The 22,706-nt window shown below is 70.7% G+C and carries 29 protein-coding genes; 26 read left to right on the top strand and 3 right to left on the bottom strand.

Annotated elements, in window-relative coordinates; genetic code table 11:
* From rplX to truA, 19 genes are all read left to right on the top strand, one after another.
* Positions 1 to 324 carry a 50S ribosomal protein L24 gene (gene rplX / locus QQY24_RS12590; RefSeq protein ID WP_055706473.1) on the top strand — a complete coding sequence of 108 codons (324 nt, stop codon included), beginning with the start codon at positions 1 to 3 and terminating at the stop codon, positions 322 to 324.
* A complete protein-coding gene (gene rplE, locus QQY24_RS12585; RefSeq protein WP_301972795.1) occupies positions 324 to 881 on the top strand; it encodes a 50S ribosomal protein L5 in 558 nt (185 codons plus the stop codon). Before rplX ends, rplE begins: the two co-directional genes overlap by 1 nt.
* Before the next feature lie 5 nt (positions 882 to 886).
* Entirely contained in the window at positions 887 to 1,072 is a 186-nt protein-coding gene (locus QQY24_RS12580; RefSeq protein ID WP_003948630.1) for a type Z 30S ribosomal protein S14, read from the top strand.
* Positions 1,073 to 1,283: 211 nt separating this feature from the next.
* Positions 1,284 to 1,682 carry a 30S ribosomal protein S8 gene (gene rpsH, locus QQY24_RS12575; RefSeq protein WP_004984520.1) on the top strand — a complete coding sequence of 133 codons (399 nt, stop codon included), beginning with the start codon at positions 1,284 to 1,286 and terminating at the stop codon, positions 1,680 to 1,682.
* A gap of 24 nt (positions 1,683 to 1,706) precedes the next feature.
* A complete protein-coding gene (gene rplF / locus QQY24_RS12570) occupies positions 1,707 to 2,246 on the top strand; it encodes a 50S ribosomal protein L6 (RefSeq protein ID WP_301972794.1) in 540 nt (179 codons plus the stop codon).
* A 3-nt stretch (positions 2,247 to 2,249) separates the two neighbouring features.
* Entirely contained in the window at positions 2,250 to 2,633 is a 384-nt protein-coding gene (gene rplR / locus QQY24_RS12565; protein WP_301972793.1) for a 50S ribosomal protein L18, read from the top strand.
* A 37-nt stretch (positions 2,634 to 2,670) separates the two neighbouring features.
* Positions 2,671 to 3,276, top strand: a complete 606-nt coding sequence (gene rpsE / locus QQY24_RS12560) for a 30S ribosomal protein S5 (protein WP_003992370.1) — start codon at positions 2,671 to 2,673, stop codon at positions 3,274 to 3,276.
* A gap of 2 nt (positions 3,277 to 3,278) precedes the next feature.
* Positions 3,279 to 3,461 carry a 50S ribosomal protein L30 gene (gene rpmD / locus QQY24_RS12555; protein ID WP_003998814.1) on the top strand — a complete coding sequence of 61 codons (183 nt, stop codon included), beginning with the start codon at positions 3,279 to 3,281 and terminating at the stop codon, positions 3,459 to 3,461.
* Positions 3,462 to 3,463: 2 nt separating this feature from the next.
* The gene (gene rplO / locus QQY24_RS12550) at positions 3,464 to 3,919 is read left to right on the top strand and encodes a 50S ribosomal protein L15 (RefSeq protein WP_301972792.1); all 456 of its coding nucleotides are present in this window, start codon (positions 3,464 to 3,466) and stop codon (positions 3,917 to 3,919) included.
* Between the two features lie 191 nt (positions 3,920 to 4,110).
* Entirely contained in the window at positions 4,111 to 5,424 is a 1,314-nt protein-coding gene (gene secY, locus QQY24_RS12545) for a preprotein translocase subunit SecY (RefSeq protein WP_301972791.1), read from the top strand.
* Positions 5,424 to 6,089: an adenylate kinase gene (locus QQY24_RS12540; protein WP_301972790.1), complete on the top strand. Its 666-nt coding sequence runs from the start codon at positions 5,424 to 5,426 to the stop codon at positions 6,087 to 6,089. Before secY ends, QQY24_RS12540 begins: the two co-directional genes overlap by 1 nt.
* Positions 6,090 to 6,212: 123 nt before the next feature.
* Positions 6,213 to 7,049 carry a type I methionyl aminopeptidase gene (gene map / locus QQY24_RS12535; protein WP_301976228.1) on the top strand — a complete coding sequence of 279 codons (837 nt, stop codon included), beginning with the start codon at positions 6,213 to 6,215 and terminating at the stop codon, positions 7,047 to 7,049.
* Positions 7,050 to 7,300: 251 nt separating this feature from the next.
* Positions 7,301 to 7,522 (top strand): translation initiation factor IF-1, encoded by a 222-nt coding sequence (infA, locus tag QQY24_RS12530; RefSeq protein WP_003948620.1) that lies wholly within the window; start codon positions 7,301 to 7,303, stop codon positions 7,520 to 7,522.
* Between the two features lie 59 nt (positions 7,523 to 7,581).
* Positions 7,582 to 7,695 (top strand): 50S ribosomal protein L36, encoded by a 114-nt coding sequence (rpmJ, locus tag QQY24_RS12525; RefSeq protein ID WP_003998809.1) that lies wholly within the window; start codon positions 7,582 to 7,584, stop codon positions 7,693 to 7,695.
* Between the two features lie 198 nt (positions 7,696 to 7,893).
* Positions 7,894 to 8,274, top strand: coding sequence for a 30S ribosomal protein S13 (gene rpsM, locus QQY24_RS12520; RefSeq protein WP_301972789.1), 381 nt, complete (start codon positions 7,894 to 7,896; stop codon positions 8,272 to 8,274).
* A gap of 65 nt (positions 8,275 to 8,339) precedes the next feature.
* Positions 8,340 to 8,744, top strand: a complete 405-nt coding sequence (rpsK, locus tag QQY24_RS12515; protein ID WP_003956432.1) for a 30S ribosomal protein S11 — start codon at positions 8,340 to 8,342, stop codon at positions 8,742 to 8,744.
* Between the two features lie 146 nt (positions 8,745 to 8,890).
* Positions 8,891 to 9,913, top strand: a complete 1,023-nt coding sequence (locus QQY24_RS12510; protein ID WP_003966937.1) for a DNA-directed RNA polymerase subunit alpha — start codon at positions 8,891 to 8,893, stop codon at positions 9,911 to 9,913.
* Positions 9,914 to 10,112: 199 nt separating this feature from the next.
* Positions 10,113 to 10,628: a 50S ribosomal protein L17 gene (rplQ, locus tag QQY24_RS12505; protein ID WP_301972788.1), complete on the top strand. Its 516-nt coding sequence runs from the start codon at positions 10,113 to 10,115 to the stop codon at positions 10,626 to 10,628.
* A 91-nt stretch (positions 10,629 to 10,719) separates the two neighbouring features.
* Positions 10,720 to 11,571 carry a tRNA pseudouridine(38-40) synthase TruA gene (gene truA / locus QQY24_RS12500; protein ID WP_301972787.1) on the top strand — a complete coding sequence of 284 codons (852 nt, stop codon included), beginning with the start codon at positions 10,720 to 10,722 and terminating at the stop codon, positions 11,569 to 11,571.
* 1 nt (position 11,572) lies between these two features.
* On the opposite strand, the gene QQY24_RS12495 is transcribed toward truA, so the two are convergent.
* Positions 11,573 to 12,448, bottom strand: coding sequence for a hypothetical protein (locus QQY24_RS12495; protein WP_301972786.1), 876 nt, complete (start codon positions 12,446 to 12,448; stop codon positions 11,573 to 11,575).
* Positions 12,449 to 12,783: 335 nt separating this feature from the next.
* Between QQY24_RS12495 and rplM the strand changes: the two genes are divergently transcribed.
* The 3 genes from rplM (at position 12,784) to glmM (ending at position 15,318) form a co-directional block, all read left to right on the top strand.
* On the top strand, positions 12,784 to 13,227 hold the full coding sequence (rplM, locus tag QQY24_RS12490) for a 50S ribosomal protein L13 (RefSeq protein ID WP_067055815.1): 444 nt from the start codon (positions 12,784 to 12,786) through the stop codon (positions 13,225 to 13,227).
* A 42-nt stretch (positions 13,228 to 13,269) separates the two neighbouring features.
* On the top strand, positions 13,270 to 13,782 hold the full coding sequence (gene rpsI / locus QQY24_RS12485) for a 30S ribosomal protein S9 (protein WP_301972785.1): 513 nt from the start codon (positions 13,270 to 13,272) through the stop codon (positions 13,780 to 13,782).
* 177 nt (positions 13,783 to 13,959) lie between these two features.
* Positions 13,960 to 15,318 carry a phosphoglucosamine mutase gene (glmM, locus tag QQY24_RS12480; protein ID WP_301972784.1) on the top strand — a complete coding sequence of 453 codons (1,359 nt, stop codon included), beginning with the start codon at positions 13,960 to 13,962 and terminating at the stop codon, positions 15,316 to 15,318.
* Positions 15,319 to 15,394: 76 nt separating this feature from the next.
* On the opposite strand, the gene QQY24_RS12475 is transcribed toward glmM, so the two are convergent.
* Complete coding sequence (locus tag QQY24_RS12475; protein WP_301972783.1) at positions 15,395 to 16,333, bottom strand: DUF389 domain-containing protein; 939 nt, start codon at positions 16,331 to 16,333, stop codon at positions 15,395 to 15,397.
* Positions 16,334 to 16,355: 22 nt separating this feature from the next.
* Positions 16,356 to 17,324, bottom strand: coding sequence for a type I pantothenate kinase (coaA, locus tag QQY24_RS12470; RefSeq protein ID WP_301976227.1), 969 nt, complete (start codon positions 17,322 to 17,324; stop codon positions 16,356 to 16,358).
* Positions 17,325 to 17,513: 189 nt separating this feature from the next.
* Between coaA and glmS the strand changes: the two genes are divergently transcribed.
* From glmS to alr, 4 genes are all read left to right on the top strand, one after another.
* Positions 17,514 to 19,361, top strand: coding sequence for a glutamine--fructose-6-phosphate transaminase (isomerizing) (gene glmS / locus QQY24_RS12465; protein ID WP_301972782.1), 1,848 nt, complete (start codon positions 17,514 to 17,516; stop codon positions 19,359 to 19,361).
* 52 nt (positions 19,362 to 19,413) lie between these two features.
* A complete protein-coding gene (locus QQY24_RS12460; RefSeq protein WP_301972781.1) occupies positions 19,414 to 19,785 on the top strand; it encodes a holo-ACP synthase in 372 nt (123 codons plus the stop codon).
* 51 nt (positions 19,786 to 19,836) lie between these two features.
* Complete coding sequence (locus tag QQY24_RS12455; protein WP_301972780.1) at positions 19,837 to 21,267, top strand: NAD(P)H-hydrate dehydratase; 1,431 nt, start codon at positions 19,837 to 19,839, stop codon at positions 21,265 to 21,267.
* A gap of 234 nt (positions 21,268 to 21,501) precedes the next feature.
* Positions 21,502 to 22,668 (top strand): alanine racemase, encoded by a 1,167-nt coding sequence (gene alr, locus QQY24_RS12450; RefSeq protein WP_301972779.1) that lies wholly within the window; start codon positions 21,502 to 21,504, stop codon positions 22,666 to 22,668.
* Positions 22,669 to 22,706 lie beyond the last annotated feature (38 nt).

Here is a 22,706-nt window from a genome sequence, read left to right as displayed (position 1 = left end):
ATGAAGATCAAGAAGGGCGACCTGGTCCAGGTCATCACCGGCAAGGACAAGGGCAAGCAGGGCAAGGTCATTGCCGCTTACCCGCGCGAGGAGCGCGTTCTGGTCGAGGGTGTCAACCGGGTCAAGAAGCACACCAAGGCCGGCCCGACCGCTCGCGGTTCCCAGGCCGGCGGCATCGTGACCACCGAGGCCCCCATCCACGTGTCCAACGTCCAGCTGGTCGTGGAGAAGGACGGTCAGAAGGTCGTCACGCGTGTCGGTTACCGCTTCGACGAAGAGGGCAACAAGATCCGCGTTGCCAAGCGGACGGGTGAGGACATCTGATGGCTACCACCACCACTCCGCGTCTGAAGCAGAAGTACCGCGAGGAGATCGCGGGCAAGCTGCGTGACCAGTTCAAGTACGAGAACGTCATGCAGGTTCCCGGCCTCGTCAAGATCGTGGTCAACATGGGTGTCGGCGACGCCGCCCGTGACTCGAAGCTGATCGAGGGCGCGATCCGCGACCTGACCACCATCACCGGTCAGAAGCCGGCCGTCACCAAGGCCCGCAAGTCCATCGCGCAGTTCAAGCTGCGCGAGGGTCAGCCGATCGGTGCCCACGTCACGCTCCGTGGCGACCGCATGTGGGAGTTCCTGGACCGCACCCTGTCGCTCGCGCTGCCGCGCATCCGCGACTTCCGCGGTCTGTCCCCGAAGCAGTTCGACGGCCGTGGCAACTACACCTTCGGTCTCACGGAGCAGGTCATGTTCCACGAGATCGACCAGGACAAGATCGACCGCGTCCGGGGTATGGACATCACCGTGGTCACCACGGCGACCAACGACGAAGAGGGCCGTGCCCTGCTGCGTCACCTCGGCTTCCCCTTCAAGGAGGCGTGAGCGAGATGGCGAAGAAGGCTCTCATCGCGAAGGCTGCCCGCAAGCCCAAGTTCGGTGTGCGCGGCTACACCCGTTGCCAGCGCTGCGGTCGTCCGCACTCCGTGTACCGCAAGTTCGGCCTGTGCCGCGTGTGCCTTCGTGAGATGGCTCACCGTGGCGAACTGCCGGGCGTGACCAAGAGCTCCTGGTAATCCCCCTCCGGGGATTCCTGAAGCTCTCGGTAAGCAACCGGGGCGGCAGAATGCCCAGCCCGCATGCCTTAGGCTTGTGGGGTTGGGCGTCTGCTGCCGCCCTTACGACTTACTACGCCGTAGGTCCACCGCGCCGCACCCGTCCCGTCTCGGATCGGGGAGAGGGATGGCGCACCAGGAAACCCCGGCGAGAGAGGCCGAAGGCCAATTCATGACCATGACTGATCCGATCGCAGACATGCTTACGCGTCTGCGGAACGCGAACTCGGCATACCACGACTCCGTGGCGATGCCGCACTCGAAGATCAAGTCGCACATCGCTGAGATCCTCCAGCAGGAGGGCTTCATCACGGGCTGGAAGGTCGAGGACGCCGAAGTCGGCAAGAACCTCGTCCTGGAGCTGAAGTTCGGCCCCAACCGTGAGCGCTCCATCGCGGGGATCAAGCGGATCTCCAAGCCCGGTCTCCGGGTGTACGCGAAGTCCACCAACCTGCCGAAGGTGCTCGGCGGCCTGGGCGTGGCGATCATCTCCACGTCGCACGGGCTCCTCACCGACAAGCAGGCCGGCAAGAAGGGCGTGGGTGGGGAAGTCCTCGCCTACGTCTGGTAGCAGAAGGGAACGGAGGAAACAGCTATGTCGCGCATCGGCAAGCTCCCCATCGCGGTTCCCGCCGGCGTGGACGTCACCATCGACGGCCGTACGGTCAAGGTCAAGGGCCCCAAGGGCGAGCTGACCCACACCGTCGTGGCACCGATCGAGATCGTCAGGGGTGAGGACGGCGTCCTGAGCGTCACCCGCCCGAACGACGAGCGTCAGAACAAGGCCCTCCACGGCCTGTCCCGCACGCTGGTGGCGAACATGATCACCGGCGTGACCCAGGGTTACGTGAAGAAGCTCGAGATCAGTGGTGTCGGTTACCGCGTGACCGCCAAGGGCTCGAACCTCGAGTTCGCGCTCGGCTACAGCCACCCGATCACCGTCGAGGCGCCCGAGGGCATCACCTTCAAGGTGGAGACCCCGACCCGTTTCTCGGTCGAGGGCATCGACAAGCAGAAGGTCGGCGAGGTTGCGGCCAACATCCGCAAGCTGCGCAAGCCCGACCCGTACAAGGCCAAGGGCGTCAAGTACGAGGGCGAAGTCATCCGCCGCAAGGTCGGAAAGGCGGGTAAGTAAGCCATGGCATACGGGCAGAAGATCCTCAAGGGCGACGCCTACAAGCGTGCCGCTATCAAGCGTCGCCACATCCGGATCCGCAAGAAGGTCTCGGGTACCGCCGAGCGCCCCCGTCTGGTCGTGACCCGCTCCAACCGCCACATCGTGGCGCAGGTGATCGACGACCTGAAGGGCCACACCCTGGCGTCGGCGTCCACCCTGGACGCGTCGATCCGCGGTGCCGAGGGCGACAAGTCCGCGCAGGCCAAGCAGGTCGGCGCCCTGGTCGCCGAGCGCGCCCGGGCCGCCGGTGTCGAGGCTGTCGTGTTCGACCGTGGTGGCAACCAGTACGCGGGGCGCATCGCCGCCCTGGCGGACGCCGCCCGCGAAGCCGGGCTCAGGTTCTGAGCCGCCGTAGCTAGCGGAAAAGAGAGAGGTAAATCCAATGGCTGGACCCCAGCGCCGCGGTGGCGGTGCCGGTGGCGGCGAGCGGCGGGACCGGAAGGGCCGTGACGGCGGCGCTGCTGCCGCCGAGAAGACCGCGTACGTTGAGCGCGTCGTCGCGATCAACCGCGTCGCCAAGGTTGTGAAGGGTGGTCGTCGCTTCAGCTTCACCGCGCTGGTCGTGGTGGGCGACGGTGACGGCACCGTGGGTGTCGGATACGGCAAGGCCAAGGAGGTGCCGGCCGCCATCGCCAAGGGTGTCGAGGAGGCCAAGAAGCACTTCTTCAAGGTCCCCCGCATCCAGGGCACCATCCCGCACCCCATCCAGGGTGAGAAGGCCGCCGGCGTCGTGCTGCTCAAGCCCGCGTCGCCCGGTACCGGTGTGATCGCCGGTGGTCCGGTGCGCGCCGTGCTCGAGTGCGCCGGTATCCACGACGTGCTGTCGAAGTCGCTCGGCTCCGACAACGCCATCAACATCGTGCACGCGACCGTGGCGGCCCTCAAGGGCCTGCAGCGTCCCGAGGAGATCGCGGCCCGCCGCGGTCTGCCGCTCGAGGACGTCGCTCCCGCGGCTCTGCTGCGTGCGCGTGCCGGGGCGGGTGCGTAATCATGGCGCAGCTCAAGATCACGCAGGTCAAGTCCTACATCGGCAGCAAGCAGAACCACCGTGACACCCTGCGGTCGCTTGGTCTCAAGGGGATCAACACCGTGGTCGTCAAGGAGGACCGCCCCGAGTTCCGCGGCATGGTGCACACCGTCCGCCACCTCGTGACGGTCGAGGAGGTCGACTGATCATGGCGGAGAACAACCCGCTGAAGATCCACAACCTCCGTCCCGCCCCGGGCGCCAAGACCGCCAAGACCCGTGTGGGTCGTGGCGAGGCGTCGAAGGGTAAGACGGCCGGTCGTGGTACCAAGGGCACCAAGGCCCGCTACCAGGTTCCGGAGAGCTTCGAGGGTGGCCAGATGCCGCTCCACATGCGTCTCCCGAAGCTGAAGGGCTTCAAGAACCCGTTCAAGACCGAGTACCAGGTCGTGAACCTCGACAAGCTGGCCGCGCTGTACCCCGAGGGTGGCGAGGTCACCGTCGAGGGCCTGGTGGCCAAGGGTGCCGTTCGCAAGAACAGCCTCGTCAAGGTGCTCGGCCAGGGCGAGATCTCCGTGGCGCTGCAGGTGACGGTCGACGCCGTCTCCGGCTCCGCCAAGGAGAAGATCGCCGCCGCCGGCGGCACGGTCACCGAGCTCGTCTGAGTCCTTCGGACGACGCCTCGATGACGTAAACGATCCCGACCGGGGATACCTCACAATCGAGGTATCCCCGGTTGGTCGTTCCTTGGGGGGCAGTGTCGCCGGTAAGGTGGCCTGCGCTGTTCTTTTCCCTATCCGTCGAACCTCAAGACCGTCACCCTTGACGCAGTTGCGCGGGGGTCGCAGGAGGCACCGTGCTCACCGCGTTCGCCCGGGCGTTCAGGACGCCCGACCTGCGCAAGAAGCTGCTCTTCACGCTGGGCATCATCGTGGTCTACCGGGTCGGTACCCACATCCCGATCCCCGGCGTCAACTACAAGGCCGTCCAGACCTGCGTGAACGAGGCGTCCGGCAACCAGGGCCTCTTCGGTCTCGTCAACATGTTCAGCGGCGGCGCGCTGCTCCAGATCACGATCTTCGCGCTCGGCATCATGCCGTACATCACGGCGAGCATCATCCTCCAATTGCTGACCGTGGTCATCCCGCGCCTGGAAGCCCTGAAGAAGGAAGGCCAGGCGGGTACCGCGAAGATCACGCAGTACACCCGCTACCTGACCGTGGCGCTCGCCATCCTGCAGGGCACCGGCCTGGTCGCCACCGCCCGCAGCGGCGCCCTGTTCAACGGCTGCACGGTCGCGTCGAGCATCGTCCCGGACCAGGCGATCTTCACGACGATCACGATGGTCATCTGCATGACCGCCGGTACGGCCGTCGTCATGTGGCTCGGTGAGCTGATCACCGACCGCGGCATCGGCAACGGCATGTCGATCCTGATGTTCATCTCGATCGCCGCGACCTTCCCGTCCGCGCTGTGGGCCATCAAGAAGCAGGGCACCCTGGCCGGCGGCTGGATCGAGTTCGGCACCGTCATCCTGGTCGGCCTGGTCATGGTCGCGCTCGTCGTCTTCGTCGAGCAGGCCCAGCGCCGCATCCCGGTGCAGTACGCGAAGCGCATGATCGGGCGCCGTTCCTACGGCGGTACGTCCACGTACATCCCGCTCAAGGTGAACCAGGCGGGCGTGATCCCCGTGATCTTCGCCTCCTCGCTGCTCTACATCCCCGCGTTGGTCGCGCAGTTCGCGGGCGGCAACGCCGGCTGGAAGCAGTGGGTGACGGCGAACCTGACCAAGGGCGACCACCCGCTCTACATCACCCTGTACTTCCTGCTCATCGTGTTCTTCGCGTTCTTCTACGTGGCGATCTCCTTCAACCCCGAGGAAGTCGCCGACAACATGAAGAAGTATGGTGGCTTCATCCCGGGCATCCGGGCTGGCCGACCGACCGCTGAGTACCTCAGCTACGTGCTCAACCGGATCACCTGGCCGGGTTCGCTGTATCTGGGTCTGATCGCTCTCGTACCGACAATGGCGTTGGTGGGCTTCGGGGCAAGCCAGAACTTCCCGTTCGGCGGGACCAGCATCCTGATCATCGTGGGTGTCGGCCTGGAAACGGTGAAGCAGATTGAGAGCCAGCTCCAGCAGCGCAATTACGAAGGGTTCCTCCGCTGATGCGTATCGTCCTCGTCGGGCCGCCGGGTGCCGGTAAGGGAACGCAAGCCGTTCGTCTCGCAGAGAAGCTGGCCATCCCGCACATCTCCACGGGCGACCTGTTCCGGGCCAACATCAGCCGGCAGACCGAGCTGGGCAAGCTCGCCAAGTCCTACATGGACGCCGGCAACCTCGTCCCCGACGAGGTGACGATAGCGATGGCCAAGGACCGCATGGAGCAGCCGGACGCCGAGGGCGGTTTCCTGCTGGACGGCTTCCCGCGCAACGTCTCGCAGGCCGGGGCCCTGGACGAGCTGCTGGAGAGCGAGGGCATCACGCTGGACGCGGTGCTGGACCTGGAGGTGCCGGAGGAGGAGGTCGTCAAGCGGATCGCCGGTCGGCGCATCTGCCGCAACGACTCGGCCCACGTCTTCCACGTGACGTACAGCCCGCCGCAGCAGGAGGACGTGTGCGACCTGTGCGGCGGTGAGCTGTACCAGCGCGACGACGACTCCGAGGACACCGTGCGCACCCGGCTGGAGGTCTACCACACGCAGACCGAGCCGATCATCGACTACTACAAGGCGCAGGGCCTGGTCGTGACGATCTCCTCCCTGGGCCCCGTGGACGAGATCACGCAGCGGGCGCTGGAGGCGCTCAGGCGCGAGAAGGCCGAGAACAAGTAGATCGCGGTTCCTCCGGCCGCGGCGCCCTCCCCGGACCCGTCCGGGGGAACCCCCAGGGCGCCGCGGCCGTACTGTTGTGTTGGTAACCCAGTCGACGTGAGTGACGGAGAGCGCAGGCCCCCCATGGTGCAGATCAAGACCCCCGAGCAGATCGCGAAGATGCGGGCGGCAGGGCTGGTCGTCGCCGCGATCCACGCGGCCACCCGGGAGGCCGCGGTGCCCGGCGCCAGCACCGGGGACCTGGACGAGGTCGCCCGCAAGGTGCTCGCCGAACACGGCGCCAAGTCGAACTTCCTGGGCTACGGCGGCTTCCCCGCCACCATCTGCACCTCCGTGAACGACGTGGTCGTCCACGGCATCCCCTCCGGCGACGTCGTCCTCAAGGACGGCGACATCATCTCCGTCGACTGCGGTGCGATCGTCGACGGCTGGCACGGCGACGCGGCCTACACGGCCTTCGTGGGCTCCGGGCACGCCCCCGAGCTGATCGAGCTGTCCCGGGTGACCGAGGAGTCGATGTGGGCCGGCATCGCGGCCATGAAGCAGGGCAACCGGCTGGTCGACATCTCCCGGGCCGTCGAGACGTACATCCGCCGCCAGCCCAAGCCGGGCGGCGGCCGCTACGGCATCATCGAGGACTACGGCGGCCACGGCATCGGCACCGAGATGCACATGGACCCGCACCTGCTGAACTACGTCGACCGCCGCCGCGGCAAGGGCCCCAAGCTGGTGCCCGGCTTCTGCCTGGCGATCGAGCCGATGGTCTCCCTCGGCACCCCCCGCACCGAGGTCCTGGAAGACGACTGGACGGTCATCACCACGGACGGCACCTGGTCCTCCCACTGGGAGCACTCGGTCGCCCTCACCGAGGAGGGCCCCCTGGTCCTGACGGCCCCGGACGGCGGCAGGGCGAAGCTGGCGGAGCACGGCGTCACGGCGGCACCCGACCCCCTCGCGTGACCGCGGGCCGCGACCGCCGGCCCGGAGGCCGTGAGGTCCCCCGGGCCGGCGCGGTCGCGTGAGCACGGTGCGCAGGTCGCTCCCGGTCCTTTGGCTTAGGGCGCGGCGGCACGGGGCAGACTTCCCCGATTCGTTTTTCCGGGTGCGCTGACGTAGACTGACTCGTCGGCTCTCGTGCACCCGCATGTCCGCATGCTCCCGCGAGGGAAAGCATGAGAGTCGATCAAGGTAGTCGATTCGAAGGGCGAAGCGTGGCCAAGAAGCAAGGTGCCATCGAGATCGAGGGCACTGTCGTCGAGTCTCTGCCGAACGCCATGTTCAAGGTCGAGCTCCAGAACGGCCACCAGGTCCTGGCACACATCAGCGGCAAGATGCGCATGCACTACATCCGCATCCTCCCTGACGACCGGGTCGTGGTGGAGCTGTCTCCGTACGACCTGACGCGTGGCCGGATCGTCTACCGGTACAAGTAGATCTTGCCCGAGCCCCGGGCCTCCCGGAGCGATGGCACTGACCCGGAGAACCTCACCCCATGAAGGTCAAGCCGAGCGTCAAGAAGATCTGCGACAAGTGCAGGGTGATCCGCCGTCACGGCCGGGTCATGGTCATCTGCGAGAACCCGCGCCACAAGCAGCGCCAGGGCTGACGCACGACCGACCGCTCCCTCTGCACCGCTATCGCAGAGTTTCGCGCGACGCGAGCTGAATATGTTCATACGCAGGGCCCGAGCGGCATCGCGGCTCGACACCCCCGGTCGGAGGCCGGGGACCCGGTCCGTACCTGGTACGGCGGGCCGGGAGCCGGTCCTGTGGCAGACCTCCGAAGATTCACCAGGAGCCATTGAATGGCACGCGTTTCCGGTGTCGACATCCCGCGCGACAAGCGCGTGGAGATCGCCCTCACCTACGTGTTCGGCATCGGCCGGACCCTCTCGAAGGAGACGCTGGCTGCGACCGGCGTCGACCCGAACACCCGCGTCCGCGACCTGACCGAAGAGCAGCTGGTCGCCATCCGCGAGTACGTCGACAGCAACATCAAGACCGAGGGTGACCTCCGTCGCGAGATCCAGGCCGACATCCGCCGCAAGGTCGAGATCGGTACCTACCAGGGTCTCCGTCACCGTCGCGGTCTGCCCGTCCGCGGTCAGCGCACCAGCACCAACGCCCGTACCCGCAAGGGCCCGCGTCGCGCCATCGCCGGCAAGAAGAAGCCGGGCAAGAAGTAGTCCGCAGCGGACACCTGTCCACGGTCTTCGCTGTAGGACCGACCACCTCCCGTAGGAGATAAAGGATGCCCCCCAAGGGACGTCAGGGCGCTGCCAAGAAGGTGCGCCGCAAGGAAAAGAAGAACGTCGCTCACGGCCACGCGCACATCAAGAGCACGTTCAATAACACCATCGTGTCGATCACGGACCCCTCCGGCAACGTGATCTCCTGGGCCTCCGCCGGTCACGTCGGCTTCAAGGGCTCCCGGAAGTCCACGCCGTTCGCCGCGCAGATGGCCGCCGAGTCGGCCGCCCGCCGCGCCCAGGAGCACGGCATGCGCAAGGTCGACGTGTTCGTCAAGGGCCCGGGTTCCGGTCGTGAGACCGCGATCCGCTCCCTGCAGGCCACGGGCCTCGAGGTCGGCTCCATCCAGGACGTCACCCCGACCCCGCACAACGGCTGCCGCCCGCCGAAGCGCCGCCGCGTCTGAGGCCGGCCGGTCCCCGGGGTCCGGGCGGCACGCCTCCGCGAGGAGCCGTGCCGCCCGTACCCTTGCAGTACCCGCGCCCCGCACGGGTGCGGTCCCCGTCGGACGTCAAATAGCGGGCGTCCACGAAAGAAGGATCTGATCCACACATGCTGATCGCTCAGCGTCCCTCGTTGACCGAAGAGGTCGTCGACGAGTTCCGCTCCCGGTTCGTGATCGAGCCGCTGGAGCCGGGCTTCGGCTACACCCTCGGCAACTCCCTCCGCCGCACCCTCCTGTCGTCGATCCCCGGTGCCGCCGTCACCAGCATCCGCATCGACGGCGTCCTGCACGAGTTCACCACCGTGCCGGGCGTCAAGGAGGACGTCACCGACCTGATCCTCAACATCAAGCAGCTGGTCGTCTCCTCGGAGCACGACGAGCCGGTCGTGATGTACCTGCGCAAGCAGGGCCCGGGTCTGGTCACCGCCGCCGACATCGCGCCCCCGGCCGGTGTCGAGGTGCACAACCCCGACCTGGTCCTCGCCACGCTCAACGGCAAGGGCAAGCTGGAGATGGAACTGACCGTCGAGCGCGGTCGCGGTTACGTCTCCGCCGTGCAGAACAAGCAGGTGGGCCAGGAGATCGGCCGCATCCCGGTCGACTCCATCTACTCGCCGGTCCTCAAGGTCACGTACAAGGTCGAGGCCACGCGTGTCGAGCAGCGCACCGACTTCGACAAGCTGATCGTCGACGTCGAGACCAAGCAGGCGATGCGTCCGCGCGACGCCATGGCCTCCGCCGGCAAGACGCTGGTCGAGCTGTTCGGTCTCGCCCGCGAGCTGAACATCGACGCCGAGGGCATCGACATGGGCCCGTCCCCCACGGACGCCGCCCTGGCCGCCGACCTCGCGCTGCCGATCGAGGAGCTGGAACTCACCGTCCGCTCCTACAACTGCCTCAAGCGCGAGGGCATCCACTCCGTGGGCGAACTGGTCGCGCGCTCCGAGGCCGACCTGCTGGACATCCGCAACTTCGGTGCGAAGTCCATCGACGAGGTCAAGGCGAAGCTGGCCGGCATGGGCCTGGCCCTGAAGGACAGCCCGCCCGGATTCGACCCGACGGCCGCCGCGGACGCGTTCGGTGCCGACGACGACGCCGACGCCGGTTTCGTGGAGACCGAGCAGTACTAGGGGTCCGGGCCGGACGGCCCGGACCCGGCGCGGGTGCGCCGTGGCCCGTCGCCTCCGGGCGACGGGGTCGCGCACCGCACCCCGTGCCCCCTCCGGGGTGTCCCTTCGGGGACGCCCCGGATCTCCGACAGGCGACCGCCTGCTCGGATACTGACCCCGGTACCTGATACGGCCGGGGCAGACACACAGGAGAAGAACCATGCCGAAGCCCACCAAGGGTGCCCGCCTGGGCGGCAGCGCCGCGCACGAGAAGCTGCTCCTCGCGAACCTCGCGAAGTCGCTGTTCGAGCACGGCCGCATCACCACCACCGAGGCCAAGGCGCGCAAGCTGCGTCCGTACGCCGAGCGTCTGGTCACCAAGGCGAAGAAGGGCGACCTCCACAACCGCCGTCAGGTGCTCCAGGTGATCACGGACAAGAGCGTCGTCCACACGCTCTTCACCGAGATCGGCCCGCGGTACGAGAACCGTCCCGGTGGCTACACCCGCATCACCAAGATCGGCAACCGCCGTGGCGACAACGCGCCCATGGCCGTCATCGAGCTGGTCGAGGCGCTGACGGTGCAGCAGAAGGCCGTGGGCGAGGCCGAGGCCGCCACCAAGCGCGCGGTCAAGGAGTCCGACGAGGCCAAGGCCGAGGACACCAGGTCCGAGGAGACCGAGGCCACCGAGGCGCCGGCCGACGAGGCCGCCGCCGAGGAGTCCAAGGACGCCTGAGGCCCTGCCCGACGCGTCAAGCGGGTTCGCCCTTCGGGGCGGGCCCGCTTTCGCGTACCCGGCAGCAACCGGAGCTTGAGAGGATCTGCGTGTGAGTGAAGTACAGCCCGGCCACGTCCGCGTCCGCCTCGACCTGTCCTACGACGGCACCGCCTTCCACGGCTGGGCCAAGCAGGCCGGCGGCAGGCGGACCGTGCAGGGGGAGATCGAGGACGCCCTGCGGACGGTGACCCGGTCGGGGGAGACCCACGAGCTGACCGTGGCGGGGCGGACGGACGCGGGGGTGCACGCGCGCGGACAGGTGGCGCACGTCGACCTGCCCGGGCACCTGTGGGCGGAGCACCGCGAGAAGCTGCTCAAGCGGCTCGCCGGGCGGCTGCCCCGGGACGTGCGGATCTGGCGGCTGGCCGAGGCCCCCGAGGGCTTCGACGCCCGTTTCTCGGCCGTGTGGCGCCGGTACGCCTACCGGATCACCGACCACCCCGGCGGAGTGGACCCGCTGCTGCGCCACCACGTCCTGTGGCACGACTGGCCGCTCGACGTGGACGCGATGAACGAGGCGGCGCGGGCCCTGCTGGGCGAGCACGACTTCGCCGCGTACTGCAAACGGCGCGAGGGCGCGACGACGATCCGCACGCTGCAGGAGCTGCGCCTGGAGCGGGGGGCGGACGGGATCGTCACGGCGACCGTCCGGGCGGACGCGTTCTGCCACAACATGGTCCGCTCGCTGATCGGCGCGCTGCTGTTCGTCGGGGACGGGCACCGGGACCCGCGGTGGCCCGGCGAGGTCCTGGCCGCGGGCGTCCGCGACTCCGCCGTGCACGTCGTACGGCCGCACGGCCTGACCCTGGAGGAGGTCGGCTACCCCGCCGACGACCTCCTGGCCGCGCGCAGCAAGGAGGCCCGCAACAAGCGTTCGCTGCCGGTGGCGAGCTGCTGCTGAGCTACCGGTCCGCCGCCGCCGACGCCTGGGCCTCGCCGCGGCGGCGGATCTGGTCGAAGGTGAACTCCGCCAGGTCGTTGCCGGTGGCGAAGACCTTCGCGTCCTTCGTGGTCACGTCCTTGCCGCTGGTGAAGCCGGCGATCGTGAAGTAGGCGTAGCGGCCGTAGGAGTTCCTGGTCGAGCGGCAGACGGCGGAGTTGCAGAACGGCTTGACGCCCTTGCCGGACAGGGACTGCACGATGCTCCTGTCGTCGGTCTGCGCCTTGGCCCGGGCGGCCTGGGCCTCGGTGTCGAAGACGGCGACGCCGACCGTGACCGCGATGCCGTCCTTCACGTAGCTGACCCGCATCAGGCGGGTGCAGCCGTTGGCGGTGAGGACCTGCGGCAGGGTGCCGCCCGCGGCCGAGGCGCAGCTCCTGGTGTCGGCCGTGGGGCCCTTCTCGTACACCGTGCTGCCCATGGTCAGCCGGGTGCCCGGGAAGAGCGTCCGGGGGCTCAGCGGCGCCGTGTCCTTCTTCGCGCTGGACACGAAGTCCTTCGGGTCCAGCGGCGGCGGGGCGCTGGTGGGCGCGAAGGACGGCGCGGACGCCGAGCCGCTCGGCCCGGAGGCGGTGGCGGGCAGGCCGGTGGGGTCGCCGGAGGCGTCGTCGTCGCCGTTCGCGGACACGACGGCCAGCGCGACGGCGGTGCCGACCACGACCGTGGCCAGCACGCCCCCGCCGACGAACAGCAGCCTGCGGCGCTTGTTCCGGGTCTCCGAGGCCTCCGCCAGCGCGGCCCAGTCCGGAGTCCCGTCGTCGCCGCTGCTCCAGGGCTGCTGGGAATGCGGTTTCCAGGGATCCCACTGAGACTGGGGTCCCCCCTGCCCGTAACTCATGGGGCGCATCTTAGAGGGGGGCGAACGGTACCGGTGCGCCCGCGCGCGGGCCCGCGACCGCCGATAGGGGGACCTTCGGCACACGGGGGAACATCTCGGCCGACGGGATTTCCGGCGGGCTCGTTTTGACCCGTCCGGGTGCGCCCCGGTAACCTACTTCTTCGTTGTGTATTGGCTTGCTCATTCTCACGGGACGGGCCCTTACACCGGTCCACCGGGCCGATGACCAGCGACCCCACGTACGCGGTATGCGTCGCCGCCGTGCGGTCTAGGCTGTCGTGATCGTTTCGGTGACCTTGTCTAGGACCATTCACTCGAAGCGAAGGCTACGAACCGTGCGTACGTACAGCCCCAAGCCCGGCGATGTGACGCGCCAGTGGCACGTCATCGACGCCCAGGACGTTGTCCTGGGCCGTCTCGCCACCACCGCAGCCACCCTTCTCCGGGGCAAGCACAAGCCGATCTACGCGCCGCACGTCGACGCTGGTGACTTCGTCATCATCATCAACGCCGACAAGGTGCACCTGTCCGGCAACAAGCGGACCCAGAAGATGGCGTACCGCCACTCCGGCTACCCGGGTGGTCTGCGCTCCGTCCGCTACGACGAGCTGCTCGACAAGAACCCCGAGAAGGCCGTCGAGAAGGCCGTCAAGGGCATGCTCCCCAAGAACTCCCTGGGCCGTCAGATGCTCTCGAAGCTGAAGGTCTACAAGGGTGACCAGCACCCGCACGCCGCCCAGCAGCCGGTGCCGTTCGAGATCACCCAGGTCGCGCAGTAAGTCCGGCCACCCCCTAAGACCGAAGAGAATCTGAGGAGAATCGTGGCCGAGACCACTGCCGAGCAGCCGCTCGAAGAGCTTGACATCGACAGCTACACCACCGAGTCCGAGGTCCCCGTCGAGGGCGAGTACACCTCGGAGTCCCTGGCCTCCCGCTTCGGCGAGCCCCAGCCGGCCGCCGGCCTGGGCCGCCGCAAGAACGCCATCGCCCGCGTCCGGATCGTCCCGGGCACCGGCAAGTGGAAGATCAACGGTCGCACCCTCGAGGACTACTTCCCGAACAAGGTGCACCAGCAGGAAGTCAACGAGCCCTTCAAGGTGCTCGAGCTGGAAGGCCGTTACGACGTCGTCGCCCGCATCGCCGGTGGCGGCGTCTCCGGCCAGGCCGGTGCGCTCCGCCTCGGTGTCGCCCGCGCCCTGAACGAGGCCGACGTCGACAACAACCGCGGCCCGCTGAAGAAGGCCGGCTTCCTCACGCGTGACGACCGTGCGGTCGAGCGCAAGAAGGCCGGTCTGAAGAAGGCCCGCAAGGCCCCGCAGTACAGCAAGCGCTAAGCAGCAGCTGCCTGCTGTACCCCGAACGCCCCGGCGGCACGCCCTGTGTGCTGCCGGGGCGTTCGTTTATCCCGGCCAAGGGCGTATAACGACACAAGACGCTCAAAGGCTGGTGTGATCGGATGTTCTGGTGCCTGGCATGATGCGAGCAGCAGTGACGCTTCCTCAGGAGGACAAGTGGGACGACTCTTCGGCACGGACGGCGTGCGCGGTGTCGCCAACGCGGACCTGACGGCCGAGATGGCGCTCGGCCTGTCCGTCGCGGCGGCGCACGTGCTGGCCGAGGCGGGCACCTTCGAGGGCCACAAGCCGACGGCGGTGGTCGGGCGGGACCCGCGCGCGTCCGGGGAGTTCCTGGAGGCCGCCGTGGTCGCGGGCCTGGCCAGCGCGGGCGTGGACGTCCTGCGCGTCGGCGTGCTGCCGACGCCCGCCGTGGCCCACCTGACCGGTGCGCTCGGCGCGGACCTCGGCGTGATGCTCTCCGCCAGCCACAACGCCATGCCCGACAACGGCATCAAGTTCTTCGCCCGCGGCGGCCACAAGCTCGCCGACGAGCTGGAGGACCGGATCGAGGCCGTCTACGACTCCCACCGCCACGGCGAGCCCTGGGAGCGGCCGACCGGCGCCGGCGTCGGACGCGTGCGGTCGTACGAGGAGGGCTTCGAGCAGTACGTCGGCCACCTGCTGTCGGTGCTGCCGAACCGGCTCGACGGCCTGAGGGTCGTCCTGGACGAGGCGCACGGCGCGGCCGCGGGGGTCTCGCCGGAGGCGTTCGCGCGGGCCGGCGCCCAGGTCGTCACGATCGGCGCCGAGCCGGACGGGCTCAACATCAACGACGGCTGCGGCTCCACCCACCTCGACCGGCTGAAGGCCGCCGTGGTCGAGCACGGGGCGGACCTCGGCATCGCCCACGACGGCGACGCCGACCGCTGCCTGGCCGTGGACCACACCGGCGAGGAGGTGGACGGCGACCAGATCCTGGCCGTGCTCGCGCTGGCGCTGCGCGAGCGCTCCGAGCTGCGGGCCGACACCGTCGTCGCCACGGTCATGTCCAACCTCGGCTTCAAGCTGGCCATGGAGCGGGCCGGGATCCGGCTCGTGCAGACGGCCGTGGGCGACCGGTACGTGCTGGAGGAGATGAAGCGGCACGGGTTCGCCCTGGGCGGCGAGCAGTCCGGGCACGTGATCGTCCTGGACCACGCGACGACCGGCGACGGCACGCTGACGGGGCTGCTGCTGGCGGCGCGGGTCGCGCAGAGCGGGCGTCCGCTGCGGGAACTGGCCTCCGTGATGGAGCGGCTGCCGCAGGTGCTGATCAACGTGCCCGACGTGGACCGCTCGCGGGTGCGCACGTCCGCCGACCTGGCCGCCGCGGTGGCCGAGGCGGAGCGGGAACTGGGGGAGACGGGGCGGGTGTTGCTGCGTCCCTCGGGGACCGAGCCGCTGGTGCGGGTGATGGTCGAGGCCGCGGACATCGACCAGGCCCGGTCCGTCGCCGGACGGCTCGCCGACGCGGTGAAGTCGGCACTGGGATAGGCACGGGACCGGGCGCCGGGAACCGCCCCGCGCGGGCCGCGGCCGGCCGCGCGGTCCCGCACCCCGGCGGGGCTCCTCACCCGGCGCCGGGACGCCGGCGCCGACCGGACCAGAACCACTTCTGGGCCAGCAGCGTGAGGGTGCCCGCCAGGACGATGCCCAGCAGGTTCAGCAGGAGCTGGTTCGTGGAGCCGAGCGTCTGGCCCGTGTCGCCGTAGGCCAGGGCCACGGCCGCGTTGGCGGCGGCCGGGACCGTCGTCACCGAGATGGCCACGCCCACCAGGGCGCCCGACTTGGCGGAGGTCAGGGACAGGGTGCCGGCGGCACCGGCCAGCACGGCGACGACGAACGAGAACGCGTCGGGGGCGTACACGAACGCGGTGTTGGGACGCCTGCCCTCCAGGCCGGAGCGGTGGAACAAGCCGAGGCCGTCCATGAACAGGCTGAAGCCGACCGTCACCGCCATCGCCACCGCGAAGCCCACCAGCAGGGTCACCAGCGAGCGCAGGGCGAGCCGGGGCCGGCGCTGCACCAGGGACGTGCAGAAGCCGGCCAGCGGACCGAACTCCGGGCCCACCGCCATCGCGCCCACGACCAGGATGGCGTTGTCCAGCACCACGCCGCAGGCCGCGATCATCGTGGCCAGCGTGATGAAGGCGAGGTAGGTGACCGACAGCGTCGACTCCTCGTGCGTCGCGTCGGTCAGGTGCTCCCACAGCACCGCGTCCGCGCCCTCGCCCGGCGCCTCCCGCTCCGCCTCGTCGGCGCGCCGGGACAGCGAGAGGCCGATGTCCTCGACGGCGATCGCCCCCGTCTCGGCCAGCCCCAGCCCGCCCAGCGCGTCGATGAGTCCGTCACCGGCCTCGCGGGCCACGTCGCACAGGACGACGTCCCCGGCGGGATCGCGGGCGGCGCCGGGCAGCACCACGAGGTGCGCGGTGCCGACGGTCCCCTCGATCAGGCGGACCACCTCGTCGGTGCGGCCGGCCGGGCTGATCAGGCGCAGATGCAGCATGGCGCCTTTCTAACAGGCGGCCTCACAGCTTGCGCAGGCGCAGTCGCTGCACCTTGTGGTCGGGGCCCTTGCGCAGGATCAGGGTGGCGCGGCCCCGGGTGGGCGCGATGTTCTCCACGAGGTTGGGCCGGTTGATCGTGCGCCACAGGGTGCGGGCGTAGTCGAGGGCCTCGTCCTCGGTGACCTGGGTGTACTTGCGGAAGTACGAGGACGGGTTCTGGAAGGCGGTCCGGCGCAGCTTCCGGAACCGGCTGAGGTACCAGTGCTCGATGTCCTCGACGCTCGCGTCGACGTACACGCTGAAGTCGAAGTAGTCGGCCAGACCGACCCGGGTGCGGCCGTCCTTGCCGGGCAGGGCGGGCTGCAGGACGTTCAGGCCCTCGACGATCAGGATGTCCGGGCGGCGGACGGTGAGCTTCTCGCCCGGGACGATGTCGTAGATGAGGTGGGAGTAGACGGGGGCGGACACCTCCTCCTTGCCCGCCTTGATGTCGGCGACGAACCGGGTCAGCGCCCGGCGGTCGTACGACTCCGGGAAGCCCTTGCGCGACATCAGGCCGCGGGCCTCCAGCTCCCGGGTCGGCAGCAGGAAGCCGTCCGTCGTCACCAGTTCCACGCGCGGGTGCTCGGGCCAGCGGGACAGGAGCGCCTGCAGGAGGCGGGCGACGGTCGACTTGCCCACGGCGACCGAGCCGGCCACACCGATGACGAACGGCGTGCCGGACTGGGAGCCCTTCTCGCCGAGGAAGGTGTTCAGCGCCCCCCTGAGTTCGTCCGTGGCGCCGACGTAGAGGTTGAGGAGGCGGGAGAGCGGCAGGTAGATGTCCCGCACCTCGTCGAGGTCGATGACATCACCGAGGCCGCGCAGCTTCTCGACCTCCTCGGCGGTGAGCGGCAGCGGCGTCTTGTCGCGCAGCGCGCTCCACTCGGCGCGGGTGAGGTCGACGTAGGGAGTCGCCTCCGGCCTGTGCCGGTGGGCGCTCCGGGGCATCGGGGGGACCGGTTGGATCACAGTCCATTGTTAACGGAGTTCGCACGCGGCGGTGGGGTGGGTTAGGTCACGCTCCCGCCGGCCCCCGCCCCGGCGCCGCCGGGAGGGGGCTCGTACGGCGGTGGGAATTTCCGGTTGCGGGCACGCGGCGGCTCCTCCGCGCGTTTCCCGGACCGTAGGCTGCCGCCCATGTGCGGAATCGTGGGATACGTGGGGGCGCAGTCGGCGCTCGATGTCGTGATGGCGGGGCTGAAGCGGCTGGAGTACCGGGGGTACGACTCGGCGGGCGTCGCCGTACTGGCGGACGGCGGGCTGGCCGCGGCGAAGCGGGCCGGCAAGCTGGTCAATCTGGAGAAGGAGCTGCTGGAGCACCCGCTGCCGACGGGCTCCACGGGCATCGGGCACACCCGTTGGGCCACCCACGGCGGTCCGACCGACGCGAACGCGCACCCGCACCTCGACAACGCCGGCCGGGTCGCCGTCGTCCACAACGGGATCATCGAGAACTTCGCGGTGCTGCGGGCGGAGCTGGCCGAGCGCGGCCACGGCCTGGCCTCGGAGACGGACACCGAGGTCGTGGCCCACCTCCTCGCCGAGGAGTTCTCCTCCTGCGCGGACCTGGCGGAGGCGATGCGGCTGGTGTGCCGCCGGCTGGAGGGGGCGTTCACCCTGGTCGCGGTGCACGCCGACGAGCCGGACGTGGTGGTGGGGGCGCGCCGGAACTCCCCGCTCGTGGTGGGTGTCGGCGAGGGCGAGGCGTTCCTGGCCTCCGACGTGGCCGCGTTCATCGCCCACACGCGGTCCGCCGTCGAGCTGGGCCAGGACCAGGTGGTGGAGCTGCGCCGCGACGGCGTGACGGTGACAGGGTTCGACGGCCGCCTGGCGGAGGTCCGCTCGTACCACGTCGACTGGGACGCGTCCGCCGCCGAGAAGGGGGGGTACGACTACTTCATGCTCAAGGAGATCGCCGAGCAGCCCAAGGCGGTCGCCGACACGCTGCTGGGCCGGATCGACCCGTCCGGGTCGCTCACGCTGGACGAGGTGCGCATCAGCGCCTCCGAGCTGCGCGAGGTGGACAAGGTCGTGATCGTCGCCTGCGGTACGGCCTTCCACGCGGGCATGATCGCCAAGTACGCCATCGAGCACTGGACGCGCATCCCGTGCGAGGTGGAGCTGGCGAGCGAGTTCCGGTACCGGGACCCGATCCTGGACGGACGCTCCCTGGTGATCGCCATCTCCCAGTCCGGCGAGACCATGGACACCCTGATGGCCCTGCGCCACGCCCGCGAGCAGGGCTCCAAGGTGCTCGCCATCTGCAACACCAACGGCTCGACCATCCCGCGCGAGTCGGACGCGGTGCTGTACACGCACGCCGGGCCCGAGGTGGCCGTCGCCTCCACCAAGGCGTTCCTCACCCAGCTCGTCGCCTGCTACCTGGTGGCGCTGTACCTGGGCCAGGTGCGGGGCACCAAGTGGGGCGACGAGATCCACTCCGTGATCAAGGACCTCTCCCGCATCTCCGTCGAGGTCGACCGGGTGCTGGAGACGATGGAGCCGGTACGGGTCCTCGCGCGGTCCCTGGCGGACAAGGGCACGGTCCTCTTCCTGGGCCGGCACGTGGGCTATCCGGTGGCCCTGGAGGGCGCGCTCAAGCTGAAGGAGCTCGCCTACATGCACGCCGAGGGCTTCGCGGCCGGCGAGCTGAAGCACGGGCCGATCGCCCTGATCGAGGAGGACCTGCCCGTGGTGGTGGTCGTGCCGTCGCCCCGGGGCCGGTCCGTCCTCCACGACAAGATCGTCTCCAACATCCAGGAGATCCGGGCGCGGGGCGCGCGGACCATCGTCATCGCGGAGGAGGGCGACGAGGCGGTGGTCCCGTACGCGGACCACCTGATCCGCATCCCGGCCACCCCGACCCTCCTGCAGCCCCTGGTCGCCACCGTCCCCCTGCAGGTCTTCGCCTGCGAACTGGCCACGGCCCGGGGCAACGAGGTGGACCAGCCGCGCAACCTGGCCAAGTCGGTCACGGTGGAGTGAGGGGGCGGGGACGCTTCCCGGTTCCTCGAGCGGACGGCCGTAGGGTGCCCGCATGAGCATCATCGGGGTCGGGATCGACGTTGCCGAGATCGACCGGTTCCGGGCGTCGCTGGATCGGACGCCCGGACTGGCCCAGCGGCTGTTCGTGGAGAGCGAGTTGCTGCTGCCCAACGGGCAGCGGCGCGGCACCGCCTCCCTCGCGGCGCGCTTCGCCGCCAAGGAGGCCGTGGCCAAGGCCCTCGGGGCGCCGCCGGGGTTGCACTGGACCGACGCGGAGGTGTACGTCGAGGACAGCGGGCGGCCCCGGCTGCGGGTGAGGGGCACCGTGGCCGCGCGGGCAGCGGAACTCGGCGTGCGGTCCTGGCACGTGTCGCTCAGTCACGACGCGGGCATCGCCTCGGCCGTGGTGGTCGCGGAGGGCTGAGCCGCCCTCCGGGTGTGTGGCGGGCGGCCGTTGCGGGGCAGACTCGAATCCATGCGGACTGCGTACGGTGTGGAGACGGTGAGGGCGGCCGAACGGGAGTCGGCGGCGCGGCTCGCGGAGGGCGCGCTGATGCAGCGGGCCGCCGCCGGACTGGCCGCCGCCTGCGCGGACCTGCTCGGGCGGGTGTACGGCCGCCGGGTCGTGCTGCTGGTCGGGAGCGGGGACAACGGCGGCGACGCCCTGTACGCGGGAGCGCGGCTGGCGCGGCGCGGGGCGGGCGTCACCGCCGTGCTGCTGACGCCCGGGAGGGCCCACGCCGGGGGCCTCGCCGCGCTGCGGCGGGCCGGCGGGTCCGTCGTGGCGGCCGGGGGCGCGGAGGCGGTGGTCGCGCGGGCCAACCTGGTCGTGGACGGGATCGTCGGGATCGGCGGGAAGGGCGGACTGCGGCCGGACGCGGAGGCGCTGGCCGGGGCCGTGGCGCGGTCCCGGGCCCGCGTCGTCGCCGTCGACCTGCCCAGCGGCGTCGAGGCGGACACCGGGGAGGTGCGCGGGGCCGCCCTGCGGGCCGACCTCACGGTGACCTTCGGGACGCACAAGCCGGGGCTGCTGATCGACCCGGCGCGCGCGTACGCCGGATCGGTGCGGCTGGTCGACATCGGGCTCGCACTGCCCGCCGGGGCCGAGCTGGAGGCCCTGCAGCACGCCGACGTGGCCCGGCTGCTGCCGGAGCCCGCGGCGGAGAGCGACAAGTACCGGCGGGGAGTGGTGGGCATCGCCGCCGGGTCGGCGCGGTACCCGGGCGCGGCCGTGCTCGCCGTGTCCGGTGCCCTGCGCGGCGGCGCGGGGGCCGTGCGGTACGTCGGGCCGGCCGGGGACGCGGTCATCGCGCGGTTCCCCGAGACACTGGTCTCCGACCGGGGTCCCGCCGCGGCGGGGCGGGTGCAGGCCTGGGTGGCCGGGCCCGGCGCCGGGGACGACGCGGCGGGCGTGGCCGAGGTGCTCGACACGGACGTGCCGGTGCTGCTCGACGCCGACGGGCTGCGGCTGGCGGAGCGGGACGCGGTGCGCGGGCGTACGGCACCGACGCTGATGACCCCGCACGCCGGGGAGGCGGCGGCACTGCTCGGGGTGCGGCGGGAGGAGGTCGAGGGGGCCCGGCTGGCCGCGGTGCGGGAGCTGGCCGCCGCGTACCGGGCGACGGTGCTGCTGAAGGGATCGACCACGCTGGTCGCGGACCACGCGGGCGGACCGGTGCGCGTGAACGCCACGGGGACGCCGTGGCTGGCCACCGCCGGGAGCGGTGACGTGCTGTCCGGGCTCGCCGGCTCGTTGCTGGCCTCGGGGTTGTCCGCCCTGGACGCGGGGAGCGCGGCGGCCTACCTGCACGGCCTCGCGGGCCGCTTCGCCGCCGACGGCGCCCCGGCGGGGGCACACGACATCGCCGCCCGCATCCCGGACGCGTGGCGGGACGTGCGCGGCTGACCGGCGCGCGCCGGCAGGCCGGGCGGGACGGGGCGTGCCGGGCCCGCGCCCCAGGGGCCTGCGCGTGCCTCGCCCCGCCCCGCCGCCCGCCTCCCCGCCGCCCGCCTCCCCGGCGTGCGCCTCCCCGGCGTGCGCGGCCGGCCGGGTCGTGCGCGGCCGGGGGACCGGCCGCGGCCGGGGACGCGGGGCCTGCGCAAAGGGGCCGTCGCGCGTCTCTGAGACACTGGGTGCGCCATGAGTGAGACTGCTGCCGCGCCGACCGCGCCCCTGCGCGCCCGCGCCGAGATCGACCTGGCCGCCCTGCGCGCCAACGTGCGGGCCTTGCGCGCCCGGACGGGGGGCGCCGCCCTGATGGCCGTCGTCAAATCCGACGCGTACGGCCACGGGGCGGTGCCGTGTGCGCGGGCGGCCCTGCAGGCGGGCGCCACCTGGCTGGGCACGGCCACCCCCGAGGAGGCCCTCGCGCTGCGCGCCGCCGGTCTGCCGGGACGGATCCTGTGCTGGCTGTGGGTGCCGGGCGGACCCTGGCGGCAGGCCGTCGAGGCGGACATCGACGTGGGCGTCAGCGCGATGTGGGCCCTGCGGGAGGTGACGGAGGCCGCCCGGCGGTCGGGACTGCCCGCACGCGTGCAGCTGAAGGCCGACACCGGGCTCGGGCGCAACGGCTGCCAGCCCGCCGACTGGCCCGAGCTGGTGGCCTCGGCCCTGCGCGCCGAGGCCGAGGGACTCATCCGCGTCACCGGCGTGTGGTCCCACTTCGCCTGCGCCGACGAACCCGGCCACCCCGCGACCGGCGCCCAGCTCGACCGCTTCCGGGAGATGCTGGCGTACGCCGAGGAGCAGGGCGTACGCCCCGAGGTACGGCACATCGCTAACTCGCCGGCCGCGCTCACCCTCCCCGAGGCCCACTTCGACCTGGTCCGCACCGGCATCGCCCTGTACGGCGTCTCGCCCAGCCCGGACCTCGGCACCCCGGCCGACTTCGGCCTGCGCCCGGTGATGACGCTCAGCGCCTCCCTCGCCCTGGTCAAGCACGCGCCCGGCGGCCACGGCGTCAGCTACGGCCACCACTACGTCACCCCCGGCGGCACCACCCTCGGCCTGGTGCCGGTGGGCTACGCGGACGGCATCCCCCGGCACGCCTCCGGCACCGGCCCGGTGCTGGCCGGCGGCAAGTGGCGGACCGTGGCCGGGCGGGTGGCGATGGACCAGTTCGTGGTCGACCTGGGCGGGGACGAGCCCGGGGCGGGCAGCGAGGCGGTCCTGTTCGGCCCCGGCGACCGGGGCGAGCCCACCGCCGAGGACTGGGCGCGGGCCTGCGGCACGATCGCCTACGAGATCGTCACCCGGATCGGAACCCGGGTCCCCCGCGTCCACGTGAACGGGGAACAAGACGGGTAACCGCCCCCCGAGACGGCCCGCAACCGGGCGCCCCGCCC

The sequence above is a fragment of the Streptomyces sp. TG1A-8 genome (assembly GCF_030499535.1).
Lineage (GTDB): Bacteria > Actinomycetota > Actinomycetes > Streptomycetales > Streptomycetaceae > Streptomyces.
The sequence above is the reverse complement of the archived record's forward strand: the minus strand, read 5'-3'. Positions and strand labels throughout refer to the sequence as shown.